The following is a 20,671-nucleotide window of genomic DNA, read 5'->3' as shown; positions in this document are numbered from 1 at the left end:
TGGTATTCAGCCATTCCCGGATTTTTTGTTTTATAGCGATATGGAAATCCAGGAAAACATCATCAATAAGGTAGCCCAAAGCGGTCTGGTAACTTTAGATCCGGCAGATTTTTATCCCGCCGGCGACCGCATGATATACGATATAAAAGATAACCTGTTTCATGGCCTCATCCTGAAAGAAAAAGATTTCAGGGATTTTGTTAAAGAGCATGATTGGGCGCAATATGAAGGTAAAAATGTAGGTATTACCTGTACAGCAGATGCCATTGTACCCGCCTGGGCCTATATGCTGCTGGCTAACCGTATGGCACCCTATGCCCGAGAAATTGTTTTTGGTGATAAGGATGTACTGGAAACCGTATTGTTTGAAAAGGAAATAGCTAAAGCCGATTTTGAGCAATACCGCGGACAGCGTATTGTACTGAAAGGTTGTGGCGATACCGAAGTGCCAACATCGGCTTATGTTGAGCTTACCAAACGGTTAAGTGCGGTGGTGAAAAGCCTGATGTTTGGCGAACCGTGCTCTACTGTGCCTATCTATAAGCGTAAGGATTAAGTATTTACGTAGCCGGGGGCAATAAAAATCAGTTTAAACCATTTATAATAGCAGTTGTCATATCACAAGCCTGTAAATTGGGGCTATTAATAAATGAAGAAACTGCTGAAAAATAAATACGCTTTTACCGGGTTACTTATTGTTGCCTTTTATTCGGGGGCGTTTGGCCAGGAGCTGAAAAAGATCAATGAATCGATATTTAAGGTTGGCGAGCAACTGGACTATAAAATGAAATACGGCATTTTTACCGCCGCCGAAGCCACTATCAAGGTAGAAGCCAGCGATAAAAAATTTGGCGATCAACCGGCATTTCACCTGGTTGCCGAAGGTAAAACTGCCGGATCGTTCGATCTGTTTTACAAGGTGCGTAACCGCTACGAATCGTACGTTGATCAGAACACGCTGATGCCGTATTTTTATACCGAAAACAGGCGCGAGGGCAAATACAGGCATACCGATAACGTTACCTTCGATCAAAAGAATAAAAAAGTAACAGCCAATAAAGGCAGTTACACCTATAAGGGTGAAGCCTTCGATTTTGTATCGGCCTACTATTTTGCACGGGCTATTGATGTTTCAAAACTGAAACAGGGCGATACTTTTGATCTGCAATATTTTTTGGAGGATAGCTTTCATAACATGCAGATTACTTATGTTGGCACCGAAACGGTTGAGTGCTCGCTGGGCAAGTTTAATTGTCTTAAATTTAGCCCCGCTATTATCCCGGGACGTATTTTTCGGAAAAACAGTAAATTGTACCTTTGGGTAACTAATGATAAAAACAGGATCCCGATTAAAGCCCACGTTGAAGTGCTGATAGGCAGTGTATCAATGGAGCTAAAATCGGCTACGGGGCTTAAGTACCCCTTAAATCCTATTAAAGATTGATTTTAAAAAGATGATTGAGGTTGGCAGCGTATTACTGCACGAAGATGTGGTAAAGGAAAACTTTGTATGTAATTTAAATAAATGTAAGGGAGCCTGCTGCCTTGAAGGTGATTCGGGCGCTCCGCTTAATGCCGACGAACTTGATATTTTAAAGGAGATTTACCCCAAAGTAAAACCCTATTTAACCGCCAAAGGTGTTGCAACCATCGAGCGCGAAGGTGTGTATGTAACCGATTTTGAAGGCGATTATACCACTCCCTGTGTTGATACCAATAAAGAGTGTGCCTATGTAATCTGGGAAAACGGTATCACCAAGTGCGGTATTGAAAAAGCCTGGGAAGAGGGTGCCATCACCTGGAAAAAACCAATCTCCTGCCATCTGTATCCTATCCGTATAACTTCCTATCCCGAGTTTGACGTACTTAATTATGACCGCTGGAATATTTGCAGCCCCGCCTGCAGCTTCGGCAACGAGTTGAAAGTGCATGTTCACGAATTTTTAAAAGATCCGCTGATTCGTAAGTATGGCGCCGAATGGTATCGGGAATTGGAAGAGACTGTAGCGGGAATATAACAGGATTTGGGATTTCGAATTTTCGATTTCGGATTTTTATTTTTGGGGATTACACCGATTGATTTTTAATTACACCGATCTTGACCGTTGATGGTTTTGATTACGTTGATTGCGCTGATTTTATTTTTTTGGGTTACACCGATTAATTTTTGATTACACCGATCTGTTCTGGTGATTGATTTTAAAATTCGATAAATTCTAATAATTCCCCCAAATTCCGGTTCAGACAAAACTGCTACTGCTACTACAAACTGCCACTAATTCACCAACTCCCCAATCTTATATCTTCCCCAACAAGCGGTATTTACAATAAAATTGGATATTATTGTAGTATACTAAGCATGTACTGTCATTTTTAATGAAAAAGGCGTTAATAACAGGGATAACAGGTCAGGATGGGGCTTATTTAGCAGAATTTTTGCTGAAGAAGGGATACCAAGTGCATGGAGTAAAACGCCGGTCGTCATTATTTAATACCGACAGGATTGACCATTTATACCACGATCCGCACGAAACCGGCGTAAAATTTAAACTTCATTACGGAGACCTTACCGATTCGACCAATTTAATCAGGATCATCCAGGAAGTACGGCCCGATGAAATTTATAACCTCGCAGCCCAAAGCCATGTAAAGGTAAGCTTTGAAACACCCGAGTATACCGCCAATGCCGATGGGGTAGGAGCCCTGCGGATATTGGAAGCCATCCGGATTCTTGATCTTACCAAAACAACGCGCGTTTACCAGGCCTCTACCTCCGAATTGTATGGTTTGGTGCAGGCAGTGCCTCAAAGCGAAGCAACGCCGTTTTATCCACGGTCACCCTACGCCGTAGCCAAGCTTTACGCTTATTGGATTATGGTAAACTATCGCGAAGCTTATGGTATGTACGCTTGTAACGGCATTCTTTTTAATCACGAAAGCCCTGTTCGCGGCGAGACTTTTGTAACCCGTAAAATTACCCGTGCTGCCTCCAAAATAGCGTTAGGATTGCAGGATTGTATTTATTTGGGTAACCTATCGGCACAGCGGGATTGGGGCCATGCCAAAGATTATGTTGAGGCAATGTGGCTGATGCTGCAGCAGGAAACTGCCGAAGATTTTGTAATTGCTACCGGAGTAACCACCACCGTACGTGATTTTACCCGCATGGCCTTTGCCGAACTGGGTATTGAGATTGAGTTTAGCGGCAAAGATCAAAATGAACGGGGGGTAATTATTGATATTGACGAACAAAAGGCAACCGAACTTGGTTTAAACCTCGATGCTTTGAGGTTTGGGCAAACGGTTGTTAAGATCGACCCTAAATATTTCAGGCCTACAGAGGTTGATTTGCTTATTGGCGATGCCACAAAGGCGCAAATGAAATTGGGCTGGAAGCCTAAATATAACCTTGAAGCACTGGTTGCCGATATGATGCAGGCCGACCTGCACCTGGTGAAAAAGGACGAATACCTTAAAAAAGGCGGTTTCAGTACACTAAATTATTTTGAATAACACAAGATCACACTAAACCTAAATATGAAGAAAGTATTTACCAGCATTGTTTTGTTGTTTTTGATAAGCCGGATAGCGGAGGCGCAATCTGTATACCAGCCATATAACTACCAGTTTTATCAAAAACTTAACGAGGATGTATATTCAACCAAAACACGTGTACACAGTTCGTTAAAACCATTTATGGTGGATGATTCGCTGCTTAAGGTACATTATGATTCGCTGATGAACGCCAGCGGGTTAAAGGGGCGTTTTTTTAATGAGCACCAGATAGATGTAAAAAGTGCCAATTCAACCTTTTATGCCGATCTGCTGCCCGATTTTAACGTGAGCCGCGATTTTTCGGGTAAAAAGAATACCAATTTTGGTACACTCGGTTTGCAGATTGGCGGTACTTTTGGCAATAACTTTTCATACAACATAGCCGGTTACGAAAACCGGGCCGTATTGCCCGATTATCTTGCAACCTATGTTAACCAGGTGGGTATAGTGCCCGGTCAGGCTTATGGTTCAATTTATGGTAATGAATACCGTTGGTCTTACATCACTGCTAATGTATCCTACACTCCGGCAAAGTTTTTAAACCTTAGTGCCGGGCGCGATAAAACATTTATAGGCGATGGTTACCGCTCGTTGCTGTTATCAGATTATGCGTCGCCGTATCCGTTTTTTAAAATAACTGCTACACTTGGCAATGTAAGGTACATGTCTATGTGGGCTTATTTTAATGATCCCCTATCGGTAAGGGTTGATAATGGCGACAGGAAAAAATTCGGCGTGTTTCATTACTTGGATTGGAATGTAACCAACCGCTTATCACTGGGTTTCTTTGATTCTGTGATCTGGGCATCAAAAGATGATGAAGGACGTTCGCGCGGGTTTGATTTTACCTATATCAATCCCATCCTGTTTTTAAGGCCGGTAGAAGCCTCAAACGGTTCGCCTGATAATGCTTTGGTTGGTTTAACAGCAAAATACAAATTAAGCGATGGCATAACCGCCTACGGCCAGTTTGCGCTTGATGAGTTTGAATCAAAAAACTTTTTCTCAAGCAATGGCAGCTCGCGCAACAAATATGCCTGGCAGCTGGGCCTGAGAGGCGCAAACCTGTTTAGTGTAAAAGGTTTAAACTACTTGCTTGAAGCCAATAACGTAAAGCCGTATACTTATTCAGAACGTGCTTCGGTTATTAATTATGCCGAAAACGGCGAGCCGATAGGACACCCATGGGGTGCCAACTTCCGCGAGGTGGTAGGCATGCTGAATTACTCGTACAAGCGTTTCGATTTTTCGGGCGAAGTAGACTATGGTCATTACGGTTTGGATAAAGACGGTTTGAACTACGGTAAAGATCTGTTTTTAGGTTATCTTGACCCGGCCCGTACACTTGGCAACTACACCGGCCAAGGCCTAACCACCAATATGGTATACCTGGAAGGCAAGGTGGCCTACCTGTTAAACCCCAAATACAATCTGCGTTTTGAACTTGGCGGCCTGGTGCGCAGGGATAAAAACAGCCAGTTTAATGATAAAACCTCGATGCTAACTTTCGGTATCCGCAGCTCGTTCAGGGCGGTGTATAATGATATTGTAAGTTATAAGGCGCATTGAGTTTTGACCGTTGGAGGCTAAGCTAAACAACCCTTTTTTGTATATTTGGATATGATCAGAACGGTAGTAAAACCCAATAAACGTAATATTTCTATCAATTTACCGGCAGATTTTGTAGGTAAACAGGTAGAAGTTATTGCTTTTACTATAGATGAAGCAACTAAGGTTGAATCTGTTGATAGCGTAAAGACACATTTCGCTTCTGAAGCTGCTTTAGCTAAAGATTGGAATACTACAGACGAAGATAACGCATGGAATAAATTGTAAATGGTGATATAATTGTTTTATATTATTTTGAAGTTCTCAGGTCTGATACCAAAGGAAATTTCGAAATTAGTAGAAGCCCAATTTTGCATTTCATCTGCTGAGTATTTTGATGATAACCATTCATACTTGAAATTAAAAGGACCTGGCTCAACAATCCATTGCCTCGTCAAATCGTAAACTGAATTCCACGCAAAAAATCCATTTAGTGTGGAATCAACTTGCTCGTCGGTGTATCCTTTCATCGCAGAATGATATATATCTCCATCTATACCGTCTATGAATAGTGCCTTATGTTTTTCAAACAGGTCAAATGCTAATTGTAATTCATTTCTACCGGTTTCGGTTAAATTAATTCCTGGCCAACAAAATATGTGCGGATATTTGTATTTATCTTCCTGGAATCTTAAAAATTTTGAAAAAAATAATCGAATTGGGAGGTTTTCAGATTTAAATCTGTATGTCTCTTCTTCTTTAAGTAAGTCCTGAATTGTTTGTTCGCTCGTCAGCCATCTACATATGAAACCCGCGCTTTCATGGGGTGAACGTGTTTCAATGGAACTTGCTAAAATATTGCTTATAGTGATGTATTCTTCTTTCGAATAATCTTTTATCGCGATTTTCAATACGCTATAATGATCTCGTATCTGTTGACACAAAAGAATAAAACGGTAGCCGGGATCATTAGAAATTATGAAAGACTCATAATTTCTAATCTCAAATGGAAATCCATTAGTAGGATTTATTGATAGATCGCAGACCAGTAAAAATAGACCAATTAGCGGATGCACAGCATTTAATGGCCTTTTTTCTCCTAAAATTTTTAAAAAGAGATCGAAGCATTCTACATAAATACCTTCGAGCATATTTAATTTTTCGAAATCAGCTACAGTATAGTTTTTACCTCTTGCTAAATATTGTATTTGCGAAAAACGAGCTTGACCCTCAAAGATGGACTTTGTCCCAATTGGAGCGATTGTATTAGGGGATCCGTGGTAGAAACCTTTTATCTTCTGTTTTCGTAATTTTTCGAATTCTGCTTCCCATTCCCGTATGTTTGGAAGAAATGAGAAATTATTATCAACTGTGCTTATTAAAGTCCAAATTGAAGAGCCCCACATGATTTGATAGGAATGTCCCCAAGATTCAAAATAAGGGTTATTTGTTATGGTTTTTAAGTTATTAGGGGCAAAAGCAATTTTATTCGCAAAATCAATATCATGCCAATAGTTTAATGTTTTATTTATATTAAGGTTGCTATTTGGGTTTTGAATGTCATATTTCGCTATAGATTTAATAGGACCAATATCTGTTAAGATGGATTTTAGGTATGAATGATTTATATGAGATTGTGCCGGATACTTTAAACTTGAAATAAGGCCATAATTTGATCCAACATGTTGCCACCAGTGAATAGTTTCATGTAGATATGTTGAAAATGCTTGAGTTTGATTTTCGGATAATTCATTTGGTGAATAAAATCCAGGTGTGATTGAGTTAATCTCGTTTTGCACATCGTTCCGTAGCCTCAAAGTGAATTGCATAGGACTGTATACCCCTCTTGCATTGGTACCATTGATGAATGAAGAATGTAGATTTTCGTAAAAACCGTTAGATAGTAATAATTGAGGATTTAGATTACTCATTTGCAAAAGGTATATCAACTCAAAAGTTAATACTTTTTGCAACATAAAAAATCACTAATTAAAAAATGCTTAGCCGAGTCGAATAAATGTTTACGATGCTATGGTATTCACACTACGTTTTTCGGCCATATTGCGCACTTGCCGGGCTATGCCTGTGGCGTCATAACCGCACTCGGCCCAAAGCTCGGGTTGGTCGCCGTGTTCAATAAATTCGTCAGGGATGCCTAAGCGTTTAACGCGGATATTGGTGTAGCCATTATCAATCATAAACTCAAGTACCGCGCTGCCCATACCGCCTTCCAGGCAGCCATCCTCAACAGTGATCACTTTATCAAAATTTTTAAACACTTCGTGCAGTAAAGCTTCGTCAAGCGGTTTTACAAAGCGCAGATCATAATGAGCGGGGTTATAGCCTTCGGCGTTAAGGGTTGCAGTTGCTTTTATAACCTCGTTGCCAATAGCGCCAATAGATAGTATAGCTACATCATCGCCGTCGCAAACTTTGCGGCCTTTGCCAACCGGGATGGCTTTAAAAGGGCGCTGCCAATCAACCATTACACCGTTACCGCGGGGGTAGCGGATCACAAAAGGGCCCATGTTTTCCTGCTGGGCGGTATACATCAGGTTGCGCAGTTCTTCCTCGTTCATGGGGGCCGATACCGTCATATTGGGGATACAACGCATGTAAGCCAGATCATAAGCGCCGTGGTGCGTAGCTCCATCGGCACCGGCAAAACCGGCACGGTCAAGGCAGAATACCACGTTGAGCTTTTGGATGGCCACGTCATGGATAACCTGGTCGTAAGCCCGCTGCATAAAGCTGGAGTAAATATTACAGAATGGGGTAAGCCCCTGTGTTGCTAAACCGGCCGAGAAGGTTACAGCGTGCTGTTCGGCAATACCTACGTCGAACGCGCGGTTAGGCATGGCCTTCATCATCAGGTTTAATGAGCAGCCCGATGGCATAGCCGGGGTGATACCCATTATTTTAGGGTTTTGTTCGGCCAGTTCAATAATGCTATGGCCAAACACGTCCTGGTATTTCGGCGGTTGCGGCTTATCATATTTGGCTTTTTTTATCTCGCCGGTAATTTTATCAAATAAACCGGGGGCATGCCACTTGGTCTGGTCTTTTTCGGCAAGGGCATAGCCTTTACCTTTTACGGTGATGCAATGCAATAACTTCGGGCCAGGAATATCGCGCAAATCCTTCAACACTTTAATCAGGTGGTTTACATCATGACCATCTATAGGGCCAAAATACCTGAATTTAAGCGCCTCAAAAAAGTTGCTCCGTTTAAGCAGGGTACCTTTAATGCTTTTTTCAAGCTTTTGGGCTACCTTAAAAGCGTCCGGACCAATTGATGATAGCTTGGCCAATACATGGGCAATATCATCCCTGAAACGGTTGTATGGCTTTGAGGTGGTAATATCGGTAAGATATTCTTTCAGGGCACCAACGTTAGGGTCGATAGCCATGTTATTATCATTCAAAATCACCAACAGGTTTGAGTTTTCGATACCCGCGTGGTTCAATGCCTCGAAAGCCATACCGGCAGTCATCGAGCCATCACCAATAACGGCAACGTGCTGCCTGTCGGTTTCGCCTTTGTATTGCGATGCCACGGCCATTCCTAAAGCGGCCGATATCGAAGTTGAAGAGTGACCAACACCAAAGGTATCATACTCGCTTTCTGATCGTTTTGGAAAACCGCTGATACCGCCGTGAATGCGGTTGGTGTGAAACTGATCGCGGCGGCCGGTTAGTATTTTATGACCGTAAGCCTGGTGGCCTACATCCCAAACCAACTGGTCGTAAGGAGTATTGAGTACGTATTGCAAAGCAACAGTAAGCTCAACAACGCCCAAACTGGCGGCAAAGTGACCGCCGTTAACCGATACCACGTCAATAATATACTGGCGTAGCTCCTGGCACACCTGTTCAAGCTCGTTCTCGTTAAGTTGCTTTAAATCAGATGGATAATTTATTTTTTGTAATAAATTTCCGGCCGGTACCTGCATTGACATTTGTAAGGGTATTTAACCTGCAAAATACGGTAATTATTGTTAAACAAAGGACATTTAAATGTATTTATTGTTTTGCAGGTCCTTTAAATGCATGGTTAAGTGCAATATATTTTCATTTAACCAACAGGCACATGACGCATCTGTCTCGATGGTCACCGTAAATTGTTATATTTAGCCTTACACAAACCATTAGCCTTGTTAACATGACTGAAACTACCGCGGCCTCGCTTTATTGGTCGGCCCTGCAAAAAATAGCCTTAAGGTTTTTCTTATTGTTATTCCTGTTGTACATCTTTTTTAACCCCAACGGGGTTTTACCTTACACCGAAGTTATTGCTGAATATTTGATCCAGCCGTTCCATACCATTATCCCCTGGTTATCCAAAAATTTGTTAAACCGGCCTGAGCCTGTTACTACTTTTACCAATGGCAGTGGCGATACTACTTACGATTACCTCGTTATTTTATTTATAACAACGCTATCAGTGATAGGTGCACTGATTTGGTCGGTATTGGATAGAAAGGCACGTAACTACAACAAGCTGTTTTATTGGCTGTGCGTTATTTTAAGATACTATGTGGGGATAACCATGCTGAGCTATGGCTTTGTAAAAGTTATAAAACTGCAATTTCCTGCCCCATCGCCAGGGCGGTTATTGCAATCGTTCGGGAATGCTTCGCCAATGGGCCTGGCCTGGACGTATATGGGCTACTCCAGAGGATTTAATTATTTTACGGGGATTGCCGAGGTTAGTTGCGGCTTGCTGCTTTTCTTCCGTAAAACTACCACATTGGGTGCCGTGTTAGGTTTGGTAGTGGCCGGCAATATTATGGCCATTAATTATTGCTTTGATGTGCCGGTTAAGTTGCTCTCAACCACGCTGGTAGTGATGTCGTTGTTTTTGCTGGCGAAGGATGCGCGCCGGCTTATCAATTTCTTTTTCCTGAATAAAACGGCACCACCATCCGAGATCGAACCGCACCGTTTCAGGCGAAAATGGAAAAACATTACCCTCGATGTTTTAAAATATGTAATGCTGATTTACCTGCTGATAACCAATGTTTATGGAGATATCCAGGCTTCGGCACAGTATGGTGAAGCTGCCAAAAAGCCCCACTTTTACGGTATTTATGATATTCATAACTATGTGTTAAATAAGGATACTATTGCGCCGCTCGTCACAAATACTATGCGGTGGCGTAAACTGATAGTTGGCAGTTCGGGCTATGCTACCGTTAAAAAAATGAATGATAGTACGCAGAATTATACTTTCAGGGAAGATATAAAAGCGCATACTATTGTGATGTTTACAGATGCCGATACATCGGCAAAATACACTTTTAAATATTCGGAATTTGGAAAAGATAGCCTGGTATTAAAAGGAGGGTTGGGGCTTGATACGCTTAATATCAGCCTGAAAAAATTTGATATGAAAAACTTTAAGCTGATAAACCGGGGCTTTCATTGGGTTAATGAATTTCCGTATAACAGGTAAGAAGATAAGTGTATGAGGCAACGAACTTTATACAGTTTCAATCGTGCTAAAATGTTTATTTTTGGCCTCATTTTAATATGACCGACAATAGTTTTGCCATAAGGTTACCCCAGTTTGAAGGCCCGTTCGACCTGCTGCTGTTTTTCATTGAGCGCGATGAGCTGGATATCCACGATATCCCCATAGCTAAAATTGCCGACGACTTTTTGAATTACCTGCACCAGATGAGCAGCCTGAACATGGAAATTGCCAGCGAATTTATTTTCGTTGCGGCAACCCTTATGCGCATCAAGGCCAAAATGTTACTCCCTCGTTTTGAAGCTGGCGGTGCTATGGATGAGGCTGATACCAAGGAAGACCTGATCCGTAAACTCATCGAGTACAAAAAATTTAAGGAGGCCTGCGACGAGATGAAACCGATGGAGGATGAACGCTTTAAGCAGGAGAAACGTGGCAATATTAAGCAGGACCTGGAACAGGTAGAAAAAGTAACCGTACCGGGTGAGGAACTATCCGAACTTACCCTTTACCGTTTGGCAGTAGTGTATGAACGTATGATGCGCAATTTTACCCGGCGCAGCGAGGAGGTAAAGCACACCGTAGTTCAGTATCCGTACACCATCGAAAAGCAGAAAAAAGCCGTTGCCGATTTGTTAAGGATCAATAAAATGTTGGATTTTAAGGCCATAGCCAAAGAATCGGAAAACAAAGTTCATTTTGTCTATAACTTTTTGGCCGTGCTGGAGATGTTGCAGCAGGAGCTGATTGATATACAGATAGGGCTGGGGTATAATAACTTTTGGATCTCGCCGAAAGATATATTAGCCGAAAGGTATGGAGAGTAAACAGAAAAATGATCTTACCGAATTTGATCAGTCTGATAACTCATCGGGTAGTGGCCATGGCAGAATTTGCCTGATGATGTAAAACAGGCCTTCGAAACACCTTGATCAAGGTGAAAATATGTACATCATGAAATTATAAGGGAGATGAAGCTATTTTCTTTCCGTAAATAATATATGGTCCGTGCGCTTGTCGGTTTTGCTATAGACAGTGGTTGTTTTATTCGCCGTAATTGCCTGAACAGCAAATAAAATTACGTAGCTTCTTCTGTCTGTAAAATCTACCTCAATACTATCCCAAATCTCATATCACCCCTCTCAAATCTGTAACATTTGCTTAACTTTGCGCCGTTAAAATCACACAATGAAAAGAGACAAACTGATATTTAAGTTATTGGATGAAGAGCAGCAACGCCAGGAAGAAGGCATTGAGCTGATAGCATCTGAGAATTTTGTAAGCAGGCAGGTTATGGAAGCTGCTGGTTCGGTAGCTACCAACAAATATGCCGAAGGTTTACCGGGCAAACGCTATTATGGCGGCTGCCAGGTGGTTGACGAAATTGAAACCATTGCTATTGAGCGTGCCAAGCAACTGTTCAACGCCGAGTGGGTTAACGTACAACCTCACTCTGGTGCGCAGGCCAACGCGGCGGTTTTGCTTGCCGTGCTTCAGCCGGGCGATAAAATATTAGGTTTCGATCTTTCGCATGGTGGTCACTTAACCCATGGTTCGCCGGTTAACTTTTCGGGTAAATTGTATGAGCCTCATTTTTACGGGGTGAACAAAGAAACCGGCCGTGTTGATTATGAGCAACTAAAAGAAGTAGCCCTGCGCGAAAAACCAAAATTGATCATCTGCGGTGCTTCGGCCTATTCGCGCGATTGGGATTACGAGTTTATCCGTAAAGTAGCTGATGAAGTTGGTGCTTTGGTACTGGCCGATATCGCTCACCCTGCAGGCTTTATTGCCCGCGGTTTGTTGAACGATCCGCTTCCGCATTGCCACATCGTATCTACCACTACCCACAAAACATTGCGTGGCCCACGTGGCGGTATGATTATGATGGGTAAAGATTTTGAAAACCCATGGGGCTTGAAAACTCCAAAAGGCGAGATCAGGATGATGTCGTCATTATTGGATATGGCTGTATTCCCTGGCACCCAAGGTGGCCCGTTAGAGCATATTATTGCCGCTAAAGCTATTGCTTTTGGCGAGGCTTTGAGCGATGGCTACATGAAATATATTGTACAGGTTAAAAAGAATGCCGAAGCTATGGCCGAAGCATTTGTAAAACGCGGTTACCAATTGATCTCTGGTGGTACAGATAACCACCTGATGCTGATCGACCTGCGCAACAAAAACATTACCGGTAAAGCTGCCGAGAACGCGCTTGTTGCTGCCGACATCACCGCAAATAAAAACATGGTGCCTTTTGATGATAAATCACCGTTTGTAACTTCGGGTATCCGTGTGGGTACAGCCGCTATTACAACCCGTGGTTTAAAGGAAAAACACATGGAAGAGATAGTTGAATTGATAGATGCTGTAATTTCTGATCCTGAAAATGAACATTCTATCAAAAAAGTCCGTAAAAAGGTCCATAAGTTAATGGAAGATTTTCCGTTATACAAGGATAAGGATACGGAATAATTAAAAATGACTGACAGGCAAGCCCCCCCAAATGCCGAAACCAAACGTTTAGCCGCCCTGCAATCGTACAGGGTGTTGGATAGCTTGCCCGAAAAGGAGTACGATGCCATTACCCGGCTCGCCTCCTATATATGCCAGGTGCCCGTGGCGCTCATCTCTTTGTTAGATGCCGACAGGCAATGGTACAAATCTACATACGGCGTCGACGCGGAAGGAAACTCCCGCGCCGACGCTTTTTGCAACCGCACAATCCTTTCTGACCAACTTACCGAAGTACCTGATTCGCTGCTTGACGAAGAGTTTAAAGACAACCCTACAGCAAATGCTATGGGCGTGCGTTTTTACGCAGGTGCACCACTTATCGACCCCGATGGGCACCGTTTAGGCTCACTTTGTGTTATCGATATGAAACCGCGCAAGCTTACGGCCGAGCAAAGGGACGCCCTGCAAACCCTGGCTGGCGAAGTGATGTCGCACCTGTTGCTTCGTAAACAGAAGCTGGAATTGGAGCAAAGCCTTGCCGGTTACAAGGAGTTTCACAACCTGTTTGATAGTTCGCCCGATATTCATTGCATTATGGATAGGGATTTTAAAATAGGGCACATTAACCGCGTGGTGAGATCTATTCTTGGATACACTCCTAATGAGGTTAAAGGAAAACCTATCTGGGAGTTTTTTCCGGTAGAAGAGCGGGAACGATCATTAGCGGTACTAAAAAAAGGCATCGCCAGGCAACAACGTAAATTTGAGATTGAGACGCCTGTTGTTACCATGGGCGGGGATAGCAAATGGATTAGCTGGTCGGTAACTTTTAAAGATGAAAAATGGTTTGCAAGCGGGCGCGATATCACCTATCAAAAACAGGTAGCGCAGGAGCTTGAACAACTTTCGCTGGTGGCCAGCAAGGTGAGCAATGGCGTTGTGATCAGTAATGCTGACGACCAAATTATCTGGACAAACGATGCCTTCGAAAATATAACCGGCTATACGTATAACGAGGTTAAACAGCGCCGCCTGCCCGAAGTAATAAAAGGCAAGCCGCTTAACGCTGAAGTGATAGAAAAACTTGACGAGGCTATCCGGGATAAAAAGCCTTACGAGATAGAATTATTTTTTAATGCGAAAGACGGCTCGCCTAAGTGGATCTCAGTAATGAACTCCCTGATTTATAATGCTGATGGAAGTGTTGATAAATCGATCCGTGTAATTATCGATATTACCAAACGTAAACTTGCCGAGCAGGAAGTGGAGATCTTATCATTCGCTGCCCGCAAATCACCAAGTGGTATCCTGATTCGTGATGCCGAAGGGAAGGTGATCTGGATGAACGAAGCCCTTGAAACTACAACCGGGTATACCCTTGCCGAAATGAAAGGGAAGGCCTTCGGTACGATGTTATTAGGCGAAGATACCGATCTGGAAGTGTTTAAAACCGCGGTAAAAGCCGTTGAGGAAAAGCGATCGTACGAGGTGGAGATCAAAATCTATAAAAAAGATCAAACACCGATATGGGTTTTCCTGTCAAACAGTCCGCTATTGGATGAAACCGGGCAGGTTGAGCGGCAGATAGGTGTAATGGTTGATATTACCGAACGGAAAAAAGCTGAAGATCAGCTTAATATGCTTTCGCTGGTAGCCAGCAGCACGGGCAGCGGCGTGGTGATTAATAACAGCGACGGCAAGGTTGAATGGGTAAACAAAGCCTTCGAAAATGTTACCGGTTATACTTTAGGCGATGTGCAGAACAACCATCTCGGCGATGTGCTGAAAGGTGAATTAACGGATGTATCCATCATTCAGAAAGCCCGCGAGTTATCCCGCAATAAACAATCATTTGAAGTTGATTTGCTGGTTTACCGCAAAGACAGGCAGCCGCTGTGGATTTCGGTGATCAATTCGGTTATTTTAAACGGCAAAGGCGAGGTTGATAAATATATTGAGGTAATTATTGATATTACCGCCAAAAAGAAGGCCGAGATTGAGCTGATTAACACCCGCGAGGAGGCGTTGCAGCTGAGCCGGGCCAAGGATATGTTTATCTCGGTAATGAGTCATGAAATCCGTACGCCGCTGAATGCGGTAATAGGGATGTCGCACCTGTTGCTGGAGGATGATCCGCTGGAAAGCCAGAAAGAGAATTTGAACGTTCTGAAATTTTCGGCCGAAAACCTGATGACGCTGATTAATGATGTGCTCGATTTTGCCAAAATAGAAACCGGCAACGTAGAGCTTGAAAAGGCTCGGGTTGATTTGCGCGAATTGGTGCATAGCATCACCAGCTCGATGCAATACAAAGCAGGCGAAAAAAATATTTATATTAGGCAAAGCATTGATGAAGCCGTACCCAAGGTAATTTTAGGCGATAGGACGCGGTTAATCCAGATTTTGCTAAACCTCGTAAGTAATGCTGTTAAATTTACCGAACGGGGAGGGATCACTATCGATTTGAAGGTGATACAGGAAAGCGAGCATGATATACGCATCCGTTTTGCGGTAATTGATACAGGTATTGGTATAGCCGCGAATAAGTTGGGCACCATATTTGAACAGTTTAAGCAGGCCGAAGCCGATACCACCCGCAAGTTTGGCGGTACAGGTTTGGGATTAGCCATCAGTAAACGACTGATTGAACTGCACGATTCGCGGATTAATGTGGACAGCATGCCGGGGCAGGGATCAACGTTTTGGTTTACCATCGGCTTTAAAAAAGGAGATAACCAATTAAACAGCAATAATAACAACGTGGAAGAAGGACTGAAAATAAACGTTTTAGTAGTTGACGATAACCAGATTAATCGCCTGCTTATCAATAAAATATTGAAAAAGTGGGGTGCCAATGCCGATTTTGCCGAAAACGGCATCGAGGCTGTAGAGAAAGTAGAAAGCAATCGCAACTACAACGTGGTGTTGATGGATATCCACATGCCCGAAATGGGTGGGCTTGAAGCTACTGGCATTATCCGTGCAAAGGCCGATCCTTACTTTAAGCAATTGCCTATCATAGCCCTTACCGCCTCCATGCTCAGCAACCAAATGGGCGAAATTAACGGTGCCGGTATGGATGATTATATTCTAAAACCATTTGACCCGAGGGTGTTATATGAGAAACTGAGCAGGTATCAGCAGCAGTAGTTTTTTAGTGATTAGAGGTTGGAGATTAGAGGTTAGGTTGTATGGATGCAGCCGGATAAGCCTCCGTGCCGTTGTTGGTGTTGTCACCATAGGGTTCGGAAGAAATAAAAAAGCGGGGAAATTGTGCGATTCCCTCCCTTGGGAGGGTGTAGGGAGGGGTTTGTACACCCTGCAAACCGACTATGCAAGTCGTATAAACCCCTCCCTGCCACTACGCAATCCAACCGCACCCCTCCCCAGGGAGGGAATTAAAAAATCTTCCGAACACCTATGGTGACAACACCAACAACGGCTATAGTGCTCATTAAAGAGGTAGGCCACAAATCAAACTATTTATTCCGCATAGGCAATAGTAGCAATACTCAATTTCAATCCCGGCACTTTCAACAATTCCACCCCGCAAGCCTCCAGTGTCGATCCGGTAGTTACAATATCATCCACCAGTAAAACATGTTTCCCCTCCAGCAATTGTGGATTTTTTACCTCAAAAACATGCTGCATATTCTCAAACCTTGCAAAACGCGATTTACGCGTTTGGGTTTTTGTAGCCCTTGTGCGAATTAAATTTTTATCATCAACAACGGCATTTAATTTTTCGGCCAGGCCTTGAGCAAAGCAGGTACTTTGGTTGTACCCACGCTCGCGTAAACGCTTTTTATGCAGGGGCACAGGGATGATCACATCAACAGTTTTAAAAACGGCGTTGTCAATTAATTGCCCGCCTGCTATATTGCCCAGCAGGTTGCCAATTTGCTGCATACCGTTATATTTAAAATTGTGCATCAGGTGTTGTACCTTGCCACCTTTTTGAAAGTAATATAAGGCATAAGCCGCCTCTACATTAATCTTACCCCAAAACTGCCGGGCTACAATATTATCAGGCTGATGGTGAAAATTGGTAAAAGGCAGGGTAAACCGGCAATTGCTGCACAAAATATGCTCGCCGCTCACCAAACTGGCTTCGCAGGCCGCGCAAAGCTCGGGAAATAGTAAGGAAACAAAATCGGCCAGGTAAGTGCGCAGCAAATTCATGGCCTTAATTTAAGATGGATTTTTTAAACTTCGGCCAGTTTACCTTTTTCTTTAATGGCTAATTGCCCGCAGGCGGCGTCAATATCTTTGCCACGGCTGCGGCGCAGGTGGGTGTTAATGCCCTGTTTGGTAAGGTATGCAGCAAAAGCTTCTACCTTATCTTCGCCAGCATTAATATAGCTGGCAAAGGCAATAGGATTATATTCAATAATATTCACTTTGCAGGGCAGGTGTTTGCAAAATTTTGCTAACTCCATGGCATCCTGAATGTTATCGTTTACGCCATCAAAAATAATATATTCATAAGTAACCGGATTCTTGGTTTTCGCGTAATAATACTTCAAAGCCTCTGCCAGTGCTTTTAACGAGTTTTGCTCGTTTATAGGCATTATGGTATTTCGCTTTTCGTCGTTAGCGGCGTGAAGCGATAGTGCAAGGTTAAACTTAACATCATCGTCGCCCAGTTTTTTAATCATTTTGGCAATGCCGGCCGTTGAAACGGTGATGCGTTTTGCCGCCATGTTAAGCCCATCTTCTGAGGTAATCCGATCGATAGATTTCATCATGTTGGCATAGTTAAGCAATGGCTCGCCCATGCCCATGTAAACAATATTTGAAAGCGGCTGGCCATAATGTTGGCGGGCTTGCTGATCAATCAGTACAACCTGGTCGTAAATTTCGTCGGGGTTAAGGTTTCTTTTGCGCTCCATATAGCCTGTTGCGCAAAATTTACAGGTGAGACTGCATCCAACCTGCGATGATACACAGGCCGTCATGCGGCCGGGAGTAGGAATTAAAACACCCTCAATTAAATGGTTATCGTGTAAAATAAAAGAATTTTTTATAGTTTTATCAGCACTAACCTGTGAGGAATTTATTTTTACGTTGTTAATTATAAAATTAGCATCCAGTTTAGTGCGCAGTTCTTTAGAAATATTGCTCATCTCGTTAAAAGAAAAGCAAGATTTTTTCCATAGCCATTCATAAACCTGTTTTGCCCTGAAGCTTTTTTCATCCATGCGGATAAAATGCTCCTGTAAAGCATTCAGGCTCAGGCTGCGGATATCGATTTTACCATTTGTATTGTTCACATTGCAAAAGTACTTAAATTTAAAAAAATCTATCTTTTTTTAAAGTCATTCTTTTTGATTTGATAAAAAACAATAACTAAAAGTTAATTGTACTTATTTTGCAGGAGAAAGTCTTTTGAAAAACGTTATGCGTCACGATACCAAGTTTATATTTGAATGAAAAGTTTTAGAGCCGATTACGTTTTTCCAGTTTATGCCGATCCTATTAAAAATGGAATTGTCACCGTTGATGATCAAGGTAAGATCATCGCTGTTGCCGAAAGTAATAAGCCCCCCAGCGGGCCTATCCAACAGGTGAGTGGTATCATTACCCCCGGATTTATTAATACCCACTGCCATACCGAACTTTCGCATTTACAAAACAGGGTAAAACCCCGCGGCGGACTGGTTAATTTTATAAAAGACATCCAGGCCCTGCGCAATACCGACCAACAGGAGGTATTGGATGCCATTGCCAAAGCCGACCAGGAAATGTATGATAATGGTATAGTGGCTGTTGGCGATATTTCCAACAGTAACAACAGCGTTGCCATGAAAAAGCAAAGCAAGCTGTATTATCATACTTTTATCGAAACATTTGGTTTTTTGCCCGAGCGTGCCACCGAGGTTTTTGAAAAAGCCCTTGCGTTGCTTAACGAGTTTAAACCGGGGGGCTGTTCCATCACCCCGCATGCACCATACTCGGTATCGAAAGAATTATTTAAGCTGATAAAAAAATACAGCGATAACGCTGATAATAACCTGCTCAGCATCCATAACCAGGAATGCGAGGATGAAAATAAGTTTTATCGCTATAAGCTGGGGGCGTTTTTAGATCTGTACGATCATTTTGGGATGGATATCTCCTATTTTAAGCCCCAGGCCCGTAATTCGGTACAATCTATCATTCCTTTATTAAGCAGTAAACAAAAAGTTTTGCTGGTGCACAATACCTGCACAAACCTTAAGGATATTTACTTTATAAAACGCTTTGATAAAAAAATAAACTGGTGCTTTTGCCCCAATGCTAACTTATACATCGAAGGCCGTTTGCCAAAGATCGATCTGTTTGTTGATCAGGGTTTCAATATTACCCTGGGTACAGATAGCCTGGCATCAAACAGTAAACTCTGTATTTTGAGCGAAATGCAGGCTATTCAACAAAAATTCCCTTCTATAGGTCTTCCCCGCTTAACAGAATGGGCTACACGTAACGGTGCCGAATACCTGGGCATTGATGATGAAAAAGGAACCTTAGCACCCGGCAAAACACCGGGCCTCAACCTCATAAGCGGTTTGGATGGGTTTAAGATAACGCCCGAAACAACCGTAAAAAAGTTAGCATAAAACATAAAACCGGCTATAGGCCGGTTTTATGTTTTACAACATCTCGCCTCCGCCTAAGTGATTGGGCGGCATTTTTTTTGGATAATTACCCTTTACTTACCGGCACGCTCAAATGTATCGTAACCTCGGGCGGGGTGCCGCTCCTGTCGATGCCGTATTTGGCAGGAACCACCTTAAAATCACCTTTAAAGGTTCCCTCATTGCCCTGTTCATCAAAAGTGAAATGAATGGCTTCGGGGTTGGTTTTGCCCTTCATGGTTAATTTGCCGTTGGCAACATAACCGCTGCCGCTTTTGGCAACCGAGGTCGATTCAAACTTAATGGTTGGATAATCATCAGCACCAAGCGCCGATTTAACATGACTGGTTTTGATAAAAAAGCCTGTAGCTGCCGTTGTTACATCGATAGTTGCAGATATTTTGGCTGCTTCGGGATGGTCCTTATCAAAAACAATCTCCGCTTTAAGGCCTGTAAACGAACCGCTTACGCGGTGTCCTTCAAAAGTAACCGAAGCAGCATCGGCCTTAACTTTCCATGTGTTGAATATTGCGAATGCCGACAGGCTGATAAAAATGGCAACAATTGCCGGTAAAATGAGTTTTTTCATAAAACGGATTTTTTAAAATGATTTTGTGGTTAATAGTGCGTGCTTCATAGTTGTTACGCTTACTATTTTAAACAGGTTGCTTAGCAGGAAAAAAGTTAACTTTGTGTGCTAAACATGTAACAAATATAATCAACAATATAATCGGGCTAATGATTAAACATCTGAATATAACCGTTAAGGGCAAAGTACAAGGCGTTTTTTACCGTAAATCGACAAAGGCTGTTGCCGATCAATTGGGTGTGCGTGGCATGATACTCAACGAACCTAATGGTGATGTATATATCGAAGCGGAAGCCGACCAGTCAACCCTCGAAATGTTTATAGAATGGTGTGAGGAAGGTCCGCAGGATGCCGAGGTGAGCACAGTTGAAAGCCATGAAGGCGAATTGAAAAACTATCGTAATTTTGAGGTTGTTAAACGGCGATCGTAAA

The 20,671-nt window shown here is 42.7% G+C and carries 17 protein-coding genes; 12 read left to right on the top strand and 5 right to left on the bottom strand.

Going from position 1 to position 20,671, the window contains the following annotated elements; genetic code table 11:
* The first annotated feature begins 40 nt into the window (after positions 1 to 40).
* The 6 genes from HYN43_RS20270 (at position 41) to HYN43_RS20245 (ending at position 5,391) form a co-directional block, all read left to right on the top strand.
* Entirely contained in the window at positions 41 to 556 is a 516-nt protein-coding gene (locus tag HYN43_RS20270; RefSeq protein ID WP_119411060.1) for a DUF2480 family protein, read from the top strand.
* A 93-nt stretch (positions 557 to 649) separates the two neighbouring features.
* The gene (locus HYN43_RS20265; protein ID WP_119411059.1) at positions 650 to 1,444 is read left to right on the top strand and encodes a DUF3108 domain-containing protein; all 795 of its coding nucleotides are present in this window, start codon (positions 650 to 652) and stop codon (positions 1,442 to 1,444) included.
* 10 nt (positions 1,445 to 1,454) lie between these two features.
* Complete coding sequence (locus HYN43_RS20260) at positions 1,455 to 2,018, top strand: DUF3109 family protein (protein ID WP_119411058.1); 564 nt, start codon at positions 1,455 to 1,457, stop codon at positions 2,016 to 2,018.
* Positions 2,019 to 2,376: 358 nt separating this feature from the next.
* Positions 2,377 to 3,513, top strand: coding sequence for a GDP-mannose 4,6-dehydratase (gmd, locus tag HYN43_RS20255; RefSeq protein ID WP_119411057.1), 1,137 nt, complete (start codon positions 2,377 to 2,379; stop codon positions 3,511 to 3,513).
* Between the two features lie 24 nt (positions 3,514 to 3,537).
* Positions 3,538 to 5,124 carry a capsule assembly Wzi family protein gene (locus HYN43_RS20250; protein ID WP_119411056.1) on the top strand — a complete coding sequence of 529 codons (1,587 nt, stop codon included), beginning with the start codon at positions 3,538 to 3,540 and terminating at the stop codon, positions 5,122 to 5,124.
* A gap of 51 nt (positions 5,125 to 5,175) precedes the next feature.
* Positions 5,176 to 5,391, top strand: a complete 216-nt coding sequence (locus tag HYN43_RS20245; RefSeq protein ID WP_119411055.1) for a hypothetical protein — start codon at positions 5,176 to 5,178, stop codon at positions 5,389 to 5,391.
* 17 nt (positions 5,392 to 5,408) lie between these two features.
* Here the strand turns inward: HYN43_RS20245 and HYN43_RS20240 are convergent, their stop codons facing one another.
* Together HYN43_RS20240 and dxs are read right to left on the bottom strand one after the other, a co-directional pair.
* Positions 5,409 to 7,034, bottom strand: a complete 1,626-nt coding sequence (locus tag HYN43_RS20240; RefSeq protein ID WP_162996563.1) for a hypothetical protein — start codon at positions 7,032 to 7,034, stop codon at positions 5,409 to 5,411.
* Positions 7,035 to 7,124: 90 nt separating this feature from the next.
* Positions 7,125 to 9,056, bottom strand: coding sequence for a 1-deoxy-D-xylulose-5-phosphate synthase (dxs, locus tag HYN43_RS20235; RefSeq protein ID WP_119411053.1), 1,932 nt, complete (start codon positions 9,054 to 9,056; stop codon positions 7,125 to 7,127).
* A 209-nt stretch (positions 9,057 to 9,265) separates the two neighbouring features.
* Here dxs and HYN43_RS20230 point away from each other — a divergent pair, with 209 nt between their 5' ends.
* From HYN43_RS20230 to HYN43_RS20215, 4 genes are all read left to right on the top strand, one after another.
* Positions 9,266 to 10,558, top strand: a complete 1,293-nt coding sequence (locus HYN43_RS20230) for a hypothetical protein (RefSeq protein WP_119411052.1) — start codon at positions 9,266 to 9,268, stop codon at positions 10,556 to 10,558.
* A gap of 77 nt (positions 10,559 to 10,635) precedes the next feature.
* Positions 10,636 to 11,403, top strand: coding sequence for a segregation and condensation protein A (locus tag HYN43_RS20225; RefSeq protein WP_119411051.1), 768 nt, complete (start codon positions 10,636 to 10,638; stop codon positions 11,401 to 11,403).
* Between the two features lie 361 nt (positions 11,404 to 11,764).
* A complete protein-coding gene (gene glyA / locus HYN43_RS20220) occupies positions 11,765 to 13,051 on the top strand; it encodes a serine hydroxymethyltransferase (RefSeq protein WP_119411050.1) in 1,287 nt (428 codons plus the stop codon).
* Between the two features lie 6 nt (positions 13,052 to 13,057).
* Positions 13,058 to 16,183 carry a PAS domain S-box protein gene (locus HYN43_RS20215; RefSeq protein ID WP_119411049.1) on the top strand — a complete coding sequence of 1,042 codons (3,126 nt, stop codon included), beginning with the start codon at positions 13,058 to 13,060 and terminating at the stop codon, positions 16,181 to 16,183.
* A gap of 333 nt (positions 16,184 to 16,516) precedes the next feature.
* On the opposite strand, the gene HYN43_RS20210 is transcribed toward HYN43_RS20215, so the two are convergent.
* A complete protein-coding gene (locus HYN43_RS20210; RefSeq protein ID WP_119411048.1) occupies positions 16,517 to 17,215 on the bottom strand; it encodes a ComF family protein in 699 nt (232 codons plus the stop codon).
* Positions 17,216 to 17,238: 23 nt separating this feature from the next.
* Complete coding sequence (gene rlmN / locus HYN43_RS20205; protein ID WP_119411047.1) at positions 17,239 to 18,306, bottom strand: dual-specificity RNA methyltransferase RlmN; 1,068 nt, start codon at positions 18,304 to 18,306, stop codon at positions 17,239 to 17,241.
* 156 nt (positions 18,307 to 18,462) lie between these two features.
* On the opposite strand from rlmN, the gene HYN43_RS20200 reads away from it, so the two are divergent.
* On the top strand, positions 18,463 to 19,632 hold the full coding sequence (locus tag HYN43_RS20200) for an amidohydrolase family protein (RefSeq protein ID WP_119411046.1): 1,170 nt from the start codon (positions 18,463 to 18,465) through the stop codon (positions 19,630 to 19,632).
* Positions 19,633 to 19,717: 85 nt separating this feature from the next.
* On the opposite strand, the gene HYN43_RS20195 is transcribed toward HYN43_RS20200, so the two are convergent.
* A complete protein-coding gene (locus tag HYN43_RS20195; protein ID WP_119411045.1) occupies positions 19,718 to 20,239 on the bottom strand; it encodes a YceI family protein in 522 nt (173 codons plus the stop codon).
* Between the two features lie 149 nt (positions 20,240 to 20,388).
* Between HYN43_RS20195 and HYN43_RS20190 the strand changes: the two genes are divergently transcribed.
* Positions 20,389 to 20,670, top strand: a complete 282-nt coding sequence (locus HYN43_RS20190; protein ID WP_342633813.1) for an acylphosphatase — start codon at positions 20,389 to 20,391, stop codon at positions 20,668 to 20,670.
* Position 20,671: the final 1 nt, after the last annotated feature.

The sequence above is a fragment of the Mucilaginibacter celer genome (assembly GCF_003576455.2).
Taxonomy (GTDB): domain Bacteria; phylum Bacteroidota; class Bacteroidia; order Sphingobacteriales; family Sphingobacteriaceae; genus Mucilaginibacter; species Mucilaginibacter celer.
The sequence above is the reverse complement of the archived record's forward strand: the minus strand, read 5'-3'. Positions and strand labels throughout refer to the sequence as shown.

What these genes read in the sequence shown, in the direction of transcription:
- HYN43_RS20270 (WP_119411060.1), top strand. Translation starts at nt 41, where the DNA reads ATGGAAATCCAGGAAAACATCATCAATAAGGTAGCCCAAAGCGGTCTG.
- HYN43_RS20265 (WP_119411059.1), top strand. Translation starts at nt 650, where the DNA reads ATGAAGAAACTGCTGAAAAATAAATACGCTTTTACCGGGTTACTTATT.
- HYN43_RS20260 (WP_119411058.1), top strand. Translation starts at nt 1,455, where the DNA reads ATGATTGAGGTTGGCAGCGTATTACTGCACGAAGATGTGGTAAAGGAA.
- gmd (WP_119411057.1), top strand. Translation starts at nt 2,377, where the DNA reads ATGAAAAAGGCGTTAATAACAGGGATAACAGGTCAGGATGGGGCTTAT.
- HYN43_RS20250 (WP_119411056.1), top strand. Translation starts at nt 3,538, where the DNA reads ATGAAGAAAGTATTTACCAGCATTGTTTTGTTGTTTTTGATAAGCCGG.
- HYN43_RS20245 (WP_119411055.1), top strand. Translation starts at nt 5,176, where the DNA reads ATGATCAGAACGGTAGTAAAACCCAATAAACGTAATATTTCTATCAAT.
- HYN43_RS20240 (WP_162996563.1), bottom strand. Translation starts at nt 7,034, where the DNA reads ATGAGTAATCTAAATCCTCAATTATTACTATCTAACGGTTTTTACGAA.
- dxs (WP_119411053.1), bottom strand. Translation starts at nt 9,056, where the DNA reads ATGCAGGTACCGGCCGGAAATTTATTACAAAAAATAAATTATCCATCT.
- HYN43_RS20230 (WP_119411052.1), top strand. Translation starts at nt 9,266, where the DNA reads ATGACTGAAACTACCGCGGCCTCGCTTTATTGGTCGGCCCTGCAAAAA.
- HYN43_RS20225 (WP_119411051.1), top strand. Translation starts at nt 10,636, where the DNA reads ATGACCGACAATAGTTTTGCCATAAGGTTACCCCAGTTTGAAGGCCCG.
- glyA (WP_119411050.1), top strand. Translation starts at nt 11,765, where the DNA reads ATGAAAAGAGACAAACTGATATTTAAGTTATTGGATGAAGAGCAGCAA.
- HYN43_RS20215 (WP_119411049.1), top strand. Translation starts at nt 13,058, where the DNA reads ATGACTGACAGGCAAGCCCCCCCAAATGCCGAAACCAAACGTTTAGCC.
- HYN43_RS20210 (WP_119411048.1), bottom strand. Translation starts at nt 17,215, where the DNA reads ATGAATTTGCTGCGCACTTACCTGGCCGATTTTGTTTCCTTACTATTT.
- HYN43_RS20200 (WP_119411046.1), top strand. Translation starts at nt 18,463, where the DNA reads ATGAAAAGTTTTAGAGCCGATTACGTTTTTCCAGTTTATGCCGATCCT.
- HYN43_RS20195 (WP_119411045.1), bottom strand. Translation starts at nt 20,239, where the DNA reads ATGAAAAAACTCATTTTACCGGCAATTGTTGCCATTTTTATCAGCCTG.
- HYN43_RS20190 (WP_342633813.1), top strand. Translation starts at nt 20,389, where the DNA reads ATGATTAAACATCTGAATATAACCGTTAAGGGCAAAGTACAAGGCGTT.